Source organism: Bradyrhizobium sp., assembly GCF_036009065.1.
Taxonomy (GTDB): Bacteria; Pseudomonadota; Alphaproteobacteria; order Rhizobiales; family Xanthobacteraceae; genus Bradyrhizobium.
Genome location: NZ_DASYMN010000199.1, coordinates 1 through 14904, shown reverse-complemented (window position 1 = coordinate 14904; position 14904 = coordinate 1). Strand labels below are relative to the sequence as shown.

Here is a 14904-nt window from a genome sequence, read left to right as displayed (position 1 = left end):
CGCCGATGGTGATGGCTCCGGCCCAAGCTGTCCACGCGGAACCGGGCTTTTCAGCCCGGCGTCCCGCTTTTCCCCAGCCTCCCGGGCCGCCGGATCAAAGCTGGGGAATCAATTGCGCCCAGACCGCAACCATCCCGACGAACAGCACGATAGACGCCAGCGCCGCAGCCTCTTCAACAAAAGTCTTCAACATGTCCCGCTCCCTGCGATGTAGAACATAGGAGGAACATTGTTCCGTCTTTGTTCTTAAGTCAAGCCGCGGTAGCGGGTCAGTTTGAGAAATGACCCCTGTGGTTAATTGTTGACCTGCCGGACTGCCCTCAAGCATAGGAGCCTCCGGCTTCTCCCCTGTGGCGAATATTCAATAATCGCCTTGGCAAGCCCTAGGGCGCTTGGGGGTCATTATGGCCTCAAAAACCGATCGCCGAAACGGACGCGGAAGTCCTCCAGCGCCTCCTCGAAGCGGTCGAATCCCTCATTGCGCATCCTAGCGGCAAACCCGATGCTGCGTTCCGTACCCTTTAGAGCCGCCCAGAAATAATCCATCCCAAGAGCATCGCGCTCCATCATGCGGATAATTGTTAGTCTGACGCCTTGCTTGAGGGCTGTGGAAGCCGTGCCAGATACCAAGATCGGGTCAAAGATGTGCTCATGGAGATAATCCATGATCTGCCGTTCTTTGGGGCCAATGGTTCGTGTCATCACCGGAATATGCGCCCGGCTACTCCATTTTCCAGCCCGGAACTCTGCCACAATCAAACTGACCCACTATCCAAGGCGGGTACTGGCCTGTTTCGACCTGGAGTGGCCCAATTTGAATTTGGCGTTGGCCTAATTTGCCGCAGCGCCCCGGTTCGTCGGAGAGTCTAGGTTGCCTCCGAGCCATTCGGCCTGCATCCTCGGAGGGGAATTTCATGACCATCCGTTTTTTCGGCCCGCTGCTGTGCAGCGGTTTGCTGGCGCTCGCTATGACGACGGGCGCAATTGCTGAAGCGCGGCTTCAAATCAAGAACATCCCTACTGGCCCTGGCGATGACATCAAAGTTGGCCGCGGAGGTGGCGGAGGCCGCCCGGCCGGCATTAACGGACACCCGGATTCAAAAGTGGGTGGCTCAGTCATGGTGGCACTTCAGAAAAAAAATAGAATCACCGCCACGTCGCCGTCTCCTACCGGTCGAAAGATACACAAAAATATGAGTCGGGCGCGCACCAATTGATGCTGTAAGACCGCCTCAGTTGGCGACCTCTTTCGTTGTGTGATTCACACAGCGGGATTTGCTGTGTGAGTCACACAGAGTTGGCCTCAACCCGCCCCTTGCCATCGCACTCCTTGCAACGTGGAGCAAGCGCGTCCCGTCCAAGCTGATTCAGCGTAGCCCGGCCCTGTCCGGTCTCAATCAAGCCGAACATCTTGGCCGCACCAAGCCGCGTGCGGAACGTCCCGCCAGATGCGGTCTGCCCCATCCACACCGTCTCAGCGGCTTTCTGTTTTTTGTGAATGACGTTTTGTTAGTGGCCTGTTTGCATCTGCGAGTGGCCTAATTCGGCCAGGACCTCAAGGCGCGGTAGCGAGTCAGTTTGAGAAAATGCCCCGAAAGAAATCGCTTGGTTAACGCCGGTTCGAGTTTTCGCGAGCGAGCGCAGGAAGACGCAAGCAACCGCTGGTCATTCCGCCTCTTTCCCCTTGCGCCAGCGCCAGACCTCGGCGGCGTCGCGCAACAGCTTGGCGCCGTCGATCCCCTTCACAAACGTGTCATTTCTCAAATAGATCATGGTCTGAGCCTGCGCCGATGCGAGGCTGTCGGCGTGGAAATTGATCATGAGAAGATCAATCTCGCGCTTGTCAGGCCCGATCTGGAAGAGCTGGATCGTGTAGTTCTTGCTTGTACGCTTCGAGGGCATGCCTCACGACTATGCTCCGCCGGGGTTTTCGGGCAACCTATTTCGGCCGCGACCAGACTGACGCACTCCCCAAGAGGGTTCGGGCGTCGGACGTCAGCAGCGTAGCGGCTGGTTTTCAGGTCTGGCCGAGCCCGGCGGTGAACCTTTGCCCGCGCCAAGCGCACGAACGTGAATTGACGGGAACCCTATCCGCTGGCTTGGGTTGCAGTCGAGGAATTGATGAAGCCGGCGTCGGCCGGCAGGAGGTACCGCATGCGCCACATCCTTTTAGCCTTGGCCGCCGTCTGCGGGCTGACGATGGCTGCCACGGCTCCGGCCGAGGCCGTGGGTAGCCGCTATCCGTTTTGCCTGCAGGGCAACGATTCTCCGGGCTTAAGCAACTGCACCTTCACCAGCTACCAGCAGTGCCAGGCGAGCGCATCCGGCCGATTTCTGTATTGCGTCGCCAATCCGTTCTATGCGGCCGGCGGCGAGCCGGACGGCTACCGCGGGCGCCGGCCGCCGCCCGGCTATTACCGCTACTGAACGACGAACCGAGCGGGGCCAATCATGCGCAAGGCAGTGCTGGCATTGATGGCGTTCGGGGCGGCTTGCACGACCGGCACGGCGCCGGCCGCGGCAAAGGACTATCCGTATTGCATCAAGGGGTGCGACTACGGCAGCGGTCTCGGCGACTGCAGTTTTGCGACCTATCAGCAGTGTCAGGCCTCGGCCTCCGGCCGCCTGGCTTATTGCGCCGCCAATCCCTATTTCAGCCAGAACGCCGACCTGCAACCGAACAGGAGCAGCCGACGGCGCTATTGAAACGCGATCTAGGCAAGACGCGGCCGCCGGCCGCAAGCGAGGCTATCATGCGCAATGCATCAGCGATGTTAGGGTTGTTGGCGATATCGGCCATTTCGGCGGTCGGGGCGGCTCCAGCCCAGGCCGGATACGATTATCCCGTCTGTTTGCGGGTCTATGGGCCCGCCACCTACAACGAGTGCACCTACACCTCGATGGCGCAATGCAAGGCGACCGCCTCGGGGCGCGCGGCCGAGTGCTATCCCAACGTATTCGCTGCCTATCCCGGGCCGGCCCCCGGCGGCCGCGCCTATCGGCAGCGCGGCGCTTACTGAGCGCTCGCCATGACGTTCAGCTCACCTCTCCCCGCAGGGGAGAGGTCGGATCGCATCGTCAGATGCGATCCGGGTGAGGGGCTGACGTGAGCCCGATTGCGTGGAGAGCCCCCTCACCCGAAGCCTGCGCTGCGCTCCGGCTTCGACCTCTCCCCTGCGGGGAGAGGTGGCGCGAACCGCTTCGACCTAAGCACATCGCGCGCTAGTCCATCTCGACGACCTGGCCGTCCCTCAGCGACACCCGCCGGTCCATGCGGCCGGCCAGTTCCATGTTATGGGTCGCGATCAACATCGCGACGCGCGTCGCCTTGACCAGCTGCATCAAGGCCTGGAACACATGGTCCGCCGTGTGTGGGTCGAGATTGCCGGTCGGCTCGTCCGCGAACAGAACCTTGGGCGCATTGGCGACGGCGCGGGCAATCGCCACCCGCTGCTGTTCGCCCCCTGACAATTCGCTTGGGCGATGGGTGATGCGATCGCCGAGGCCGAGATAGGCCAGGATTTCCTTGGCGCGCTCGGCGGTCTCGGCGCGCTTGAGGCCGCGGATCATCTGCGGCAGCATGACGTTTTCGAGCGCGGAAAATTCCGGCAGCAGCCGGTGCGATTGATAGACAAAGCCGATATCGGTGCGGCGGATCTGGGTCCGCTCGACGTCGGACAGTCCCGACGTCGCGGTGCCGCCGACATAGACCTCGCCATCGTCGGGACTTTCCAGCAGGCCGGCGATGTGCAGCAGCGTCGATTTGCCCGCGCCCGACGGCGCCACCAGCGCCACCGATTGTCCCGCCCACAGCGCCAGTGTGGCCCCGTCGAGTATCGTCAGCGTCGCTTCGCCCTGCGTGTACTGGCGCTTGATCTCGTGAAGATAAACGACCGGCACATCTTCCGCCCCCTGCTCCATCTCGGTCACTCGTACCGCAATGCTTCGACGGGATCGAGGCGTGCGGCACGCCATGACGGATAGAGCGTGGCGAGGAAGGACAGCGTCAGCGCCATGATCACCACGGCGCTGGTCTCGCCGACATCGATTTCGGCCGGCAGCTTCGAGAGAAAATACAGCTCCGGCGAAAACAGCTCGGTGTTGGTGAGCCAGGACAGGAATTGCCGGATCGATTCGATGTTCAGGCAGATCAGCATGCCGACGAAGAACCCGGCGATGGTACCGACCACGCCGATCGCCGCGCCGGTGATCAGGAACACGCGCATGATCGAGCCTTGCGAAGCGCCCATGGTGCGCAGGATCGCGATGTCGCTGCCTTTGTCCTTCACCAGCATGATCAGGCCCGAGACGATGTTCAGCGCCGCGACCAGGATGATCAGGGTCAGGATCAGGAACATCACGTTGCGCTCGACCTGAAGCGCATTGAAGAAGGTCGAATTGCGCTGCCGCCAATCCACCAGGAATACCGGCCGGCCCGCGGCTTCGGTCACCGACTTGCGGAAGGCGTCGATCTTGTCGGGATTGGTGGTGAAGACTTCGATCGAGGTCACGTCGGAGTTGCGGTTGAAGTAGGCCTGCGCTTCCGCCAGCGGCATGAACACCATCGTCGAATCGTACTCCGACATACTGATCTCGAATACCGCAGCAACCTTGTACGGCTTGATGCGCGGCGTCGTGCCCATCGGCGTGACCGCGCCGCGCGGCGCGACCAAGATGATGCTGTCGCCGGCATGCAGCGATAATTGATCGGCGAGCCGCCGTCCGATCGCGACGCCCTGGCCACCGTCAAAACCTTCGAGCGTGCCCTGCTTGATGTTCTTCGCGATCGAAGTGAGATTGTCGAGGTCGGCGGAGCGCATCCCGCGCACCAGCACGCCCGCCGCATTGAACGGCGAGGACGCCAACGCCTGGCCGTCCACCACCGGCGCCGCCAGTTTGATGCCGGCGACCTGATTGATGCGCTCGGCGACATCCTTCCAGTCGGTCAGCGGGGATTCCAGCGGCTGCACCAGCAGGTGACCGTTGAGGCCGAGAATCTTGTCCAGCAGTTCTTTGCGAAAGCCGTTCATGACCGCCATCACGATGATCAGCGTGGCGACGCCAAGCATGATGCCCAGGAAGGAAAAGCCGGCGATGACGGAAATGAAGCCTTCCTTGCGTCGCGCGCGCAAATAGCGCGTGGACAGCAGCCATTCGAATGGCGCGAAAGGTCGGGTTCGAATTGGCTCGCTCATGGCATCATCTATAGTTTCATTTTCACACGATTCGGGCGAATTCTAGCCGTGACGGCTGGGGCCCGTCGCCTCGCGGTGGATAAATCATCAGGAACCGGCGGCCCACGGAAAGCCAGCAGTGAAACCGGATCGGGCGCCAAAACACAAGGGCGAGATTTCAGCGAAAGCCCGAAAATACGCTGATTTCCTGGGTTTTGCGGAGATCAATCGCGACGCGAGCCAGTCCGCGCAAGGCGCTGGATAACAATTCAAGCAGCCATGTCATCGCGGCGGCACATCGAGTTGGTCCTCCAGCGTGACCTTCTCGAAGTCGGTGACCAGAGCTTCCACGCGCACCCGCCAGCGGCCGGCAAAGGGGATCGGCATGTCACGGACGGTCCAGTTGCCGTCCGGGGCCAGCGTTGCCTTGCGCTCCATGGGTTCGATGCCTTTCTCGGGCAGGCTCAGGATCAGCGTAACCTGCTTTGCCTGCAGCGGACTGGCGTCGCCCGCCATGATCTGCAGCACGAAGCTGTCGATGCCGGGCTTCCCCGACGAAACCAGCACCTGAAGCATCGCCTTGTCGGAATGGATGTGGAGGGCGAGCTGTGGACCAACGGCGGCGGCCAGCGATCGCGGCGGCGGCGTGAAACGCCATCCGGCGACAACCGCCAAAACTCCGATAACGATGGCGCACTCGAACAGGACAGAGCGAGCCAGCGGCTGCGTATTCTTCCGGTCGGACGCCAGCACCGGCGTCAGGCGGAAGCGATTGAGTGCTGCTATTCCCAGCAGCAAGATCACCAGCGCCACCTTGATAGACAGTATCCAGCCATATTGGGTATCGATCAGCGCGTGAAAACTCTCGAGCTGGACGATCGCAAGGGCGATCCCGGTCAGCACCAGCCCTCCGACGACCGGCACCGCACCGCGCGAAAACCGGTGCAGCACCGCAATGAGATTAGCGGACTTTTGATGCAGCATCGCGAGCAGCGGCACTAGCGCGCCGACCCAATAAGCGACGCCCACCGCATGCAGGAATACCGCAGGCCGGGTCAGCCATTGCGGCGGTGCCGTGCCGGCGTGGCCGCTTGATGCCAGCGCCACGCCGATGCCGGTCATCGCCAGGACCGATGCGGCGCGGGCGAAGTTGCCGGCTGGAGACCGCTGAGCAAGAAAGCCCAGGCCGATCGCTGCTGCCGCTACAGCCAAGGACGGTCCCAGCGTCGTCGCAATTGCGGCTTGCCACGGCGCGGCCGTCAAAATGCCGCTGAGCGGAAGCCCGAGCAGATCGAGCCCCTGGCATCCGAGCGACACCACTGCGCTGAACAGGCCGAGCGCCAGGGCCTGTACGATCGTTCCCGAACGCACGCGGGCGGCTGCGATCCACGCTTCGAAAAACACCCCGCCGACACCGACGAATAGCCCAAGATATAAGCCGATCCGCGCCAGCCAGACCAGCGTGGCAACGACGGAATCCGACGCGGCCGGTACGGCTCCCGATTTGCCCATGCCGACTGAAAACATCATCGAACCCGCGACCGGATGCCCATCCGCCGAGATCACCCGATAACTGATCACCTGGGTGCCGCGTGGCAGGCCGTCCGGCAGCGTGATGGCGATGGTATCACCAACGGCATGCACAACCGCATCATCGCGCGCGGTGCCGTCGGAATCGATCAAACGGATCACCGCGGGCGTTATGGGTTCGTTGAACCGCAACTGCACCGTCTTCGGCGCCTGCGCCAGCATGCTGCCGTCGCGCGGCTCGGTTGCGACCAGCGATGCATGCGCAAATGCGTTTGTCGCGATGCAGAGAAGCGACAGCAGCGCCGCGAGGCCGGCGAGAAAGCGCATCGACGCTTAAGGTTTCGGCATCAATTTGAGGCTAGGGGCCGGCGACTTGCCGTCATGCCCATGCGCGCTCTTGTCCCCTTCGGGGATATCGATCCAGCGGCTGGTCCCCTGTTCGCATTCCTGCACCACCGGAAAATACAGCATGGTGTTCGGCTTGAGGCTGCCGGCGAGGAACGTGGCGACGACGAATTCATCGTAGTTGTCGTCCATCAATTTGCCGCCGCTCCATGCGACTTCCTTGACGCCTTCCGCGATGGTCGCGCCGTGATGATTGTAACTCGCGGCGTATTTGCCCTTGACGGTTTCCAGCGTCCAGCCGGGCTTCGGCATCGGCTTCACCGCGATGACGCCTTCGGGGATCTGAACCCGTATCTTCACGGTGGCGGAGCCGGCGCAGCCATGTGGCACGGCGAACACCGCCTTGTAATACGATCCCGGACTAGCCTGGCGATTTTCCAGGCTGACATGGGCGGCGGCCGGCAACGCGGCAAGCGTCGTCCCGGCGACGATGATCATGCGAACGGTGTTCTGCTTCATTTGCTTTTCTTTCGTGTCATTGAGACGTCCGGGCGGTCAGAACTTGATCCTGACATCGGCGAGGTAAGCCCGCTGCGGGAACGGGTGGAACAGCGTGTATTTGGCGTTGCCGACATTGTCGATGCCGAAGGATGCCGTCGCGGTTTCGGAGAATCTGTATTGCGCACGGAGGTCGACCACGGTGAAGGGATCGAACGCCTGGAAGACGTTCAGGACAGTATCGGTGTTGTCGAGCGTCGAAAATTGTTTGCTGCTGTGCCGCAGCGCCGCGGTCAACGCCCAGTAGGCGTTCGGCCGGTATGTCGCCCCGGCGGTGACGCGCCACAATGGAATGTTCGGCACCCGCTTGCCGACCGCGCTGGTGCCGCCGACCGTGCTGACGAAGCTCGGGTCGCTGACGATGCGTGCGTCGGTGTAAGTGACGCTACCGAAGGTTTCCAGCCCATGGATGACGACATTGTCCTTCCGCGCGGCGAGTTCGACGCCCCGGGCGCGGGTCGCCTCGACATTGGTCGTGAACGTGGCGGTCGGACCGTTGATGCCGTTCAGGAAACCCAGTTGGGAAATCAGCGCGTCATGGACATTTTCGTTGAACAATGACAGACGCACCTTGCCATCGACAAACCGGCGCTCGACCGCGATTTCTTCGCTGAGCACGCTCTCGGGTCTCAGATTCGGATTCGGCACCGCGAGATTCACGCCGGCCGTGACCACCTGATAAAGCTCGGCAACGGTCGGAAAGCGCGACGCCTGGCCGATGGATGCCGTCACCAGCCATTCGCGCGACGGCTCAAAGGCGAGCGACGCCTTTGGCGAGAACCGCGCCGCACTCAGCTCCGGCTGGATCTGTGCGAGCGTGCTGAGGATGTTGCCGTTGGTCGGACTGCCCACCGTGTTGTCGGTCGTGGTCAGCACATTGGAGCCGTCGAACGCCCGCCAGTCCTCCAGCCGTCCGCCCAGCGTCAGCTTGAACATCGGCGCGAACCGCCAGGCGTCCTGCGCCCACAACGCAAACGTCCGCGTGGCGCCGACGCCGTTGCTGTAGAGCGAATTCGTCGAATCCGGGCCGGCATTCCAGGTCGGCGTTTGAAAGGTCGGGTTGTTAAGGTAGTAACGGTCCGCATGCAGGCCGAAGCTGACGTCGTGTGCGTCGTTGGGCCGCCAGATCCCCTTGGCGTCGGCATTGGTCCAGTTGGTGCCGTCCATCCTGGCGATTCTGCCGTATGGCGTGAACGTCGCGCTGTCCTTGACGACGCTGAACGGCAGCCGCTGGATACTCTCGAGATAGTCGTAGCGCGACACCGAAAGATCGAAGTCGTAAGTGCCCTTGGTGTCCGACTTGACCGAGACGGCATTGGCAAGATGCTTTTCATTGAGCGTGTAATAATTGCTGGCGAAGCCGGCGACGTTGCCGAAGGTCGGATTGCCGGCCGGGTTTTGCAGATAGCTCTGCACGTCCGATTTGGTATCGTTCGACCAATAGCCGATGGTGTAGGTCGCCTTCACCAATGGAGTGATGTCGTAAGCGAACTTGCCCTTCACATTCCCCATCTCGGTGTGCAACAGGCCGCCTGCGCCGGCGACATTGGCAATGGTGCCGGGCACGCGGCCGGACTGCGGAATGAGGCCGGTGACGCCGACTGGAGCTGCGGTCGGCGTCGTCACCCACGCCAGTGGCTGGCTATAACTGTTCTGGAAATTGCCGCTGATGAAGTAGGAGAAATTGCCTTGCTTGTCGCCGACCGAAACGCTGGTCTGGTCGGTGCGATAAGTGTTCTTGGTCTTGTAGAAATCGAAGGTCTGCAGCGCCTCGGTCTGCTTTGCCGTGATCTCGAATTTTTCCGGCATCCGCGTGGTGATCAGCAGCACGCCGCCCACCGAATTGCCCGGATAGGCCGCCGAAAACGGCCCGTACAGGAAGTCGACGCGCTGGATTTCCTCCGGCGCGACGAGGCCCCAGCGCGGCGCGCCGATGGTGTTGTTGTTGGCGATCAAGGCGCTGATCAGGATATCGTCGGCATAGACGAGGCTGCGCGCGCTGGCGCCGAGGCCGGTGGTTCGCGTCGCCAGCACCGGCTGGGTTTCGCCGTAGTTGCGCTTGCGCACGAACAGGCTGGGCAGATATTTCACCGCATCCTCGGTATCGACGACGTTGATCTTCTCCTGGATATCCGGCGCGGTGACGCTCTCGGAGGTCTGCGGCAGTTGATAGCGCTGCTTGATCGGCGGCGTGCCAGGCACTGCCGGGCCGCTTCCCTCCGCATTGGCGACGGCGACCGGGACTTGCCGTTGCGGCGCTGTCGCGACCGTGTGCGATCGCCGTGCAACGGAGCCTGGGCGCGGCGCAGGTTTCCGCGCCACCCGCTTCACCGGCGCCGGCGCATCCACCGTGACCGCCGGCAGATCATGATTGGCATTTGCAATCGTTGCCGGCGCCAACAGAAGCGCCAAAACGCTCACGCCACCCAGGGCATGGAACCGAAACATCGGAAGATCCTGACACTGGCGGCATGGCCAGCCTGCGCAACTGCATCAATCGGCGCGGCCAAGCCGCACCCATCGTGAGGTGTTCGTTAGGTCAGGAAATGGACGGCGGCGCGCGCGCCTGGGCGTGGGAACCTGCGCGGGAGCTGAACAGTTCAGGGGGCGTGTCGCGCCAGACCACGCGCGCGGCGTGGCGCAAGGGCACAACGACCGCGGCCGGCGGGGTATCGACCGGCGCGCCGGTATGAACCACGCTGCAAACCGAACAGCAGCCGTCATGGGCGCGGGACTGGCCGGGTTGATCGGGCTGGTTGGGAACCGAGGCCGCATTGCCATGGCAAATCACGGCCCCATGCAGCGGATCGGAGGCCGCGATGCTGGCGGCCCAGGTTGCGCCGATCGGCGCAAAAATCTGCACCAATACTGCAATCAGCACGATTGGAAGAAACTTCCCCAGCCGCCGGCGCATGATCCCCCACCTCTCCGACTTCGCTAATCAATCATGCAGGGAGTCGGGAGTCGAGTTCAGGTTCCGAAGGTTGCGATGATGGCCGGACGAATGCGCTATTTTTGACACAACTATCTCCAGCACAACCCGCGGTGGCGAAATGGCATTCATTTCGCAAAATGCTCGAATTTTGAACAATCGTTGCTGAATATGGTGACAAGCTGAACAAGATCGGTTACCAGTGCGGGCTCAGGCCAGCCGCAAGGTTGAAGTCTGGTGGTCCAAGTCTCGGGAGGAGCCCGGCGCGCACAAGCAGCGTCACCCCGTCAAGCAAAGACAAATCTCAACTTTCGGGGAAACAGGGTCGACACAATTTTTCGAGCGGGGCTTTGGCCCTGCTCTTTTTTTTAGAACCGGCGTTCGAGGTGTTCGGCACAAGCGATGCGACGCCGTCATGGCCGGGCTTGGCCTTCCGGGATTCACAGATCTGCCGCCAACCACCCCGCCGTCATCCTGAGGCGCTCGCCGCCTTCGGCGAGCCTCGAAGGATGGCCCAAGCGCTCGCGGCCATCCTTCGAAACGCCGCGTAAGCGCGCGGCCCCTTTAGGGATGACGGTGTTCTTGCCGTCATTGCGAGGAGCGAAGACGAAGCAATCCAGTCCTTGCTTGTGTCTTTCTGGATTGCTTCGCTTCGCTCGCAATGACGGCAACATCCTACAGCGGAATCCCCATCAATTTCGCCAGCCGCTCGATATTCAGGTAGCCGGCATTGTACGCGAGCATCGCCCCCGCGAAGATCGCCGCGGAAATCACCGTAGTCCAGATCAGCTTGCGCCCCATGCGCGCCATGATCGGCGCGCCGGGATCGGTGCCCGCGACGCCCTCGCCGTCCTCGTGCTGGCTGCGCACGCCGAACGGCAGCGTCAGAAACAGGGTGATCCACCAGATCACGAAATAGATCGCAAACGCGGTGGAGAGCGTATAGGCCATCGCCGGTCAGGCCTGTTCGATCTCGACGAGCGCGCCGGAAAAATCCTTCGGGTGCAGGAACAGCACCGGCTTGCCATGCGCGCCGATCTTCGGCTGGCCGTCGCCAAGCACCCGCGCGCCTTCCCTGATCAGCGTATCGCGTGCGGCGATGATGTCGGGCACGTCGTAGCAGATGTGATGGATGCCGCCGTCCGGATTTCGCTCGACGAATTTTGCGATCGGCGAGGCTTCGCCGAGCGGCTGGATGAATTCGATCTTGGTGTTGGGCAGCGTCGCGAACACGGTGATCACGCCGTGCTCCGGCAGCGGCACCGCCTCGGATATCTCAGCGCCGAATGCGGTGCCATAGATCTTCGCGGCCTTCTCGGCGTCCCTGACCGCGATCGCGACATGATTGAGCCGGCCCAGCATGATACGCTCCTAGAGCTTCATGAGTTTAGGTTGAAGCGGCTTGCTTTCACCTCTCCCCGCAGGGGAGAGGTGAAAGCCGGAGCGCCAGCGAAGGCTTCGGGTGAGGGGTCTCTCCACGCACTCGGACTCGCAGAGAGTCTCCTCACCCGCCGCGCATCTGACGATGCGCCATAGCCGAAGCTTCGCTTCGGCGTTCTTCAACAAGAACGGCCGCCGAAGGCGGCCTACGCTCTCCCCTCCGGGGAGAGGTGAGCTGAGCGTCGTGGCGATTCGACTTGAAACCATCATGTTCTAGACCGTCAGGACATGAACATAGCACAGCGGCTTCTTGCCCCACTGCTCGTTGATGGCGGCGCGCACCGCGCGGCGCACCGATTCCGCCATCGCATCGGGATCGCGGCGCCGCGCTCGCGGCAGACCCTCGACCGTCGATACCACGACGTCGAATACGATGTCGTCGATCACCTCTCCCGCGGTATTCTTTTCCGGAATGCCGACCAGATCGACCTCGGGATCGTCGGCCAGCTCACCTTTGTCGGTTACGGCAATCGCCACGAAGGCGCAGCCGGCAAAGGCCAGTTTTCGCCGCTCGACCACGGCGCGCGACTTGGAATCCTCCAGGATGGAGCCGTCCTTGTAGAGCCGGCCCGACGGCAGCTGCTCGATGATGCCGGGATCGCCCGGCCCGAGCGCGACCAGGTCGCCATTCCTGCAGACCAGAACCTTCGGCACGCCCGCGGCGCGCGCCAGTTTGGCGTGCTCGAACAAATGCAGCGCCTCGCCATGCACCGGAATCAGGAGTTGCGGCCGCACCCACGAAATCATGTCGCGCAGTTCGTCGCAGCGCGGATGGCCGGACACATGGACCAGATGGGTGCGGTCGGTGATCACCTCGACGCCCTGCCCGATCAGGCCGTTGATGATCGCACCGACGGCCTTCTCGTTGCCGGGAATGGTGCGCGAGGAAAAGATCACGCAGTCGCCCTTGTTCAGGGTGACTTGCGGATGGTCGTCGTTGGCGATACGCGCCAGCGCCGCGCGCGGCTCGCCCTGGCTGCCGGTGCACAGCGCCAGCACCTTGTCGGGGGGAAAGTGCCCGTAGAGGTCGGCGCCGCGGAAATTCTGCACGCCGTCGAGATAGCCGGTCTCGCGCGCCACCTGCACCACGCGCTCCATGGCGCGGCCGATCACCACGACCTCGCGGCCGGCTTCACGCGCCGCATCGGCAACCGCACGAAGCCGTGCGACGTTGGAAGCGAAGGTAGTTACGGCTACCCGCCCCTTGGCCGCCTTCACCAGCCCGGTGATGGTCTTGGCGACCTCGGCTTCCGACGGCGAGCGCCCTTCCCGCACCGCATTGGTGGAATCGCCGACCAGCGCCAGCACGCCGGCGTCGCCGATTTCGCGCAAGCGCCGCTCGTCGGTCGGCACGCCGATGATCGGGGTCGGGTCGATCTTCCAGTCGCCGGTGTGCAGCACGGTGCCGGCCGAAGTGTGGATCGCCAGCGCATGGGATTCGGGAATCGAATGCGCCACCGGAATGAACTCGACACTGAACGGGCCGAGATCGATACGGCCGCCCGACGGCACCACGGTGACCGGAATTTTCGGCGGATTGCGCTCGGAGGCGCACTTGGCCTCGAACAGCGCGGCCGAGAATCTGGTCGCGTAGATCGGGCATTTCAGCCTCGGCCACAGGTCCATGATGGCCCCAAAATGGTCCTCATGGGCGTGCGTCAGCACGAGGCCGACCAGGTTCTTGCGCTCTTTCACGAGGAAAGAGATATCCGGCATGATCAGGTCGATACCCGGCAGATGCTCCTCGTCGCCAAACGACACGCCGAGATCGACCGCGAGCCAGGAGCGCTGATGGCGATTGCCGAGCCCGTAGATCGACAGGTTCATGCCGATCTCGCCGACGCCGCCGAGCGGCGCGAAGGTCAGTTCATCGGGCCGCATCACGCCGCTCCCACTGATGCCGCCGAGCCGAAATAGACGTCGCCGGCCGATATCGGCACTCGCCTGCCGTCCGATGTCCTGACGATCATGCAACCGGTCTCATCGATGGTGTCGAACGTGCCCGACACGATCGGGCCGCCGGACCTAATCGAAACCGGCTGGCCCAACCCCGCCGCGCGCTCCAGCCATCTTTGGCGGATTTCGGCAAAGCCGCGTCCAGCGCCCCAGATGCCGCGATACTCGACCCAAGCGTCCGACAACGCTGCGAACAGCTCCTCGGCGCTGATGTCGACGCCGAGCGCCTTGAGCGAAATCGCCGGCGCTGGCGTTCCCTCCGGTGCGGCGACCACATTGGTGCCGATGCCGACCACGACGGCCAGCCGGTTATCGGCGACGGCTTCCGCTTCCAGCAGAATGCCGGCGAGCTTCTTATTTCCGGCCAGCACGTCATTGGGCCATTTCAACGCAAATTTCATCTCGTCCGATCCCGCCGACCGCAGCGACGCCTCAAAGCTCACCTTCTGTAGGGCCGCTTCGAGCGCGAGTCCCGCGGCAAAGCCCAGCGTCGCGGCGCTGGCCGGCGATATCCCCATCACTTCCAGGATACTGCTGGCGAGATTGCCACGCGGCGCGATCCATGGGCGATGCCGCCGTCCGCGACCCGCGGTCTGCTCTGACGTGACGAGCCAGATCGGCCCTTGCTCGCCGGCGCGTGCACGCGCCAGCGCTTCGGCGTTGGTCGAGCCGATGGAATCGAAGGCCGCAAGCCTGGTGCCCGCCGAGGCCGCGCGCGGACCGAGTGAAAAGGTCATCTGGAGCGTAACGAAATCAGGTTGAAGCGGCTCCTTGTCACCTCTCCCCGCAGGGGAGAGGTCGAAGCCGGAGCGCCAGCGGAGGCTTCGGGTGAGGGGTTTCTCCACATGCTCGGACTCGCAGAAGGGCCCCTCACCCGCCGCGCATCTGACGATGCGCGTCGACCTCTCCCCTTCGGGGAGAGGTGAGAGATGAATCTCCTCCTCACCATCCTGATCGACGGCCTGATCG

At 62.9% G+C, this 14904-nt stretch carries 16 protein-coding genes; 4 read left to right on the top strand and 12 right to left on the bottom strand.

Translation table 11 applies throughout. The features are described 5' to 3' along the window. Nucleotides 1-402 precede the first annotated feature (402 nt). On the bottom strand, nucleotides 403-753 hold the full coding sequence (locus tag VGP39_RS12200; RefSeq protein ID WP_327568388.1) for a hypothetical protein: 351 nt from the start codon (nucleotides 751-753) through the stop codon (nucleotides 403-405). A 161-nt stretch (nucleotides 754-914) separates the two neighbouring features. Between VGP39_RS12200 and VGP39_RS12195 the strand changes: the two genes are divergently transcribed. Then, on the top strand, nucleotides 915-1217 hold the full coding sequence (locus VGP39_RS12195; RefSeq protein WP_327568363.1) for a hypothetical protein: 303 nt from the start codon (nucleotides 915-917) through the stop codon (nucleotides 1215-1217). Nucleotides 1218-1665: 448 nt separating this feature from the next. Here VGP39_RS12195 and VGP39_RS12190 read toward each other — a convergent pair whose 3' ends face one another. Next, nucleotides 1666-1902, bottom strand: coding sequence for a hypothetical protein (locus VGP39_RS12190; protein WP_327568362.1), 237 nt, complete (start codon nucleotides 1900-1902; stop codon nucleotides 1666-1668). A 252-nt stretch (nucleotides 1903-2154) separates the two neighbouring features. Here VGP39_RS12190 and VGP39_RS12185 point away from each other — a divergent pair, with 252 nt between their 5' ends. From VGP39_RS12185 to VGP39_RS12175, 3 genes are read left to right on the top strand one after another with little or no spacing between them, the layout of a single operon-like run. Further along, nucleotides 2155-2427, top strand: a complete 273-nt coding sequence (locus tag VGP39_RS12185) for a DUF3551 domain-containing protein (protein ID WP_327568361.1) — start codon at nucleotides 2155-2157, stop codon at nucleotides 2425-2427. A gap of 24 nt (nucleotides 2428-2451) precedes the next feature. Further along, nucleotides 2452-2706 carry a DUF3551 domain-containing protein gene (locus VGP39_RS12180; protein ID WP_327568360.1) on the top strand — a complete coding sequence of 85 codons (255 nt, stop codon included), beginning with the start codon at nucleotides 2452-2454 and terminating at the stop codon, nucleotides 2704-2706. 47 nt (nucleotides 2707-2753) lie between these two features. Then, nucleotides 2754-3020, top strand: a complete 267-nt coding sequence (locus VGP39_RS12175; RefSeq protein WP_327568359.1) for a DUF3551 domain-containing protein — start codon at nucleotides 2754-2756, stop codon at nucleotides 3018-3020. 202 nt (nucleotides 3021-3222) lie between these two features. On the opposite strand, the gene VGP39_RS12170 is transcribed toward VGP39_RS12175, so the two are convergent. The 10 genes from VGP39_RS12170 to VGP39_RS12125 all read right to left on the bottom strand — a co-directional run bounded on the left by VGP39_RS12170 (nucleotide 3223) and on the right by VGP39_RS12125 (nucleotide 14672). Then, entirely contained in the window at nucleotides 3223-3921 is a 699-nt protein-coding gene (locus tag VGP39_RS12170) for an ABC transporter ATP-binding protein (protein WP_327568387.1), read from the bottom strand. A gap of 5 nt (nucleotides 3922-3926) precedes the next feature. After that, nucleotides 3927-5195, bottom strand: coding sequence for a lipoprotein-releasing ABC transporter permease subunit (locus tag VGP39_RS12165; RefSeq protein WP_327568358.1), 1269 nt, complete (start codon nucleotides 5193-5195; stop codon nucleotides 3927-3929). 261 nt (nucleotides 5196-5456) lie between these two features. Further along, nucleotides 5457-7031 carry a copper resistance CopC/CopD family protein gene (locus VGP39_RS12160; RefSeq protein ID WP_327568357.1) on the bottom strand — a complete coding sequence of 525 codons (1575 nt, stop codon included), beginning with the start codon at nucleotides 7029-7031 and terminating at the stop codon, nucleotides 5457-5459. A 6-nt stretch (nucleotides 7032-7037) separates the two neighbouring features. Beyond that, the gene (locus VGP39_RS12155; protein ID WP_327568356.1) at nucleotides 7038-7568 is read right to left on the bottom strand and encodes a YcnI family protein; all 531 of its coding nucleotides are present in this window, start codon (nucleotides 7566-7568) and stop codon (nucleotides 7038-7040) included. 36 nt (nucleotides 7569-7604) lie between these two features. Beyond that, nucleotides 7605-10055: a TonB-dependent receptor gene (locus VGP39_RS12150; RefSeq protein ID WP_327568355.1), complete on the bottom strand. Its 2451-nt coding sequence runs from the start codon at nucleotides 10053-10055 to the stop codon at nucleotides 7605-7607. Nucleotides 10056-10146: 91 nt separating this feature from the next. Further along, nucleotides 10147-10521, bottom strand: a complete 375-nt coding sequence (locus VGP39_RS12145) for a DUF2946 domain-containing protein (protein ID WP_327568354.1) — start codon at nucleotides 10519-10521, stop codon at nucleotides 10147-10149. A gap of 693 nt (nucleotides 10522-11214) precedes the next feature. After that, nucleotides 11215-11490: a DUF1467 family protein gene (locus tag VGP39_RS12140; protein ID WP_327568353.1), complete on the bottom strand. Its 276-nt coding sequence runs from the start codon at nucleotides 11488-11490 to the stop codon at nucleotides 11215-11217. Between the two features lie 6 nt (nucleotides 11491-11496). Then, nucleotides 11497-11901, bottom strand: a complete 405-nt coding sequence (mce, locus tag VGP39_RS12135; protein ID WP_327568352.1) for a methylmalonyl-CoA epimerase — start codon at nucleotides 11899-11901, stop codon at nucleotides 11497-11499. A gap of 291 nt (nucleotides 11902-12192) precedes the next feature. Further along, entirely contained in the window at nucleotides 12193-13863 is a 1671-nt protein-coding gene (locus VGP39_RS12130) for a ribonuclease J (protein WP_327568351.1), read from the bottom strand. Further along, nucleotides 13860-14672, bottom strand: a complete 813-nt coding sequence (locus VGP39_RS12125) for a biotin--[acetyl-CoA-carboxylase] ligase (protein ID WP_327568386.1) — start codon at nucleotides 14670-14672, stop codon at nucleotides 13860-13862. The genes VGP39_RS12130 and VGP39_RS12125 overlap by 4 nt, the downstream gene beginning before the upstream one ends. Between the last annotated feature and the right edge of the window lie 232 nt (nucleotides 14673-14904).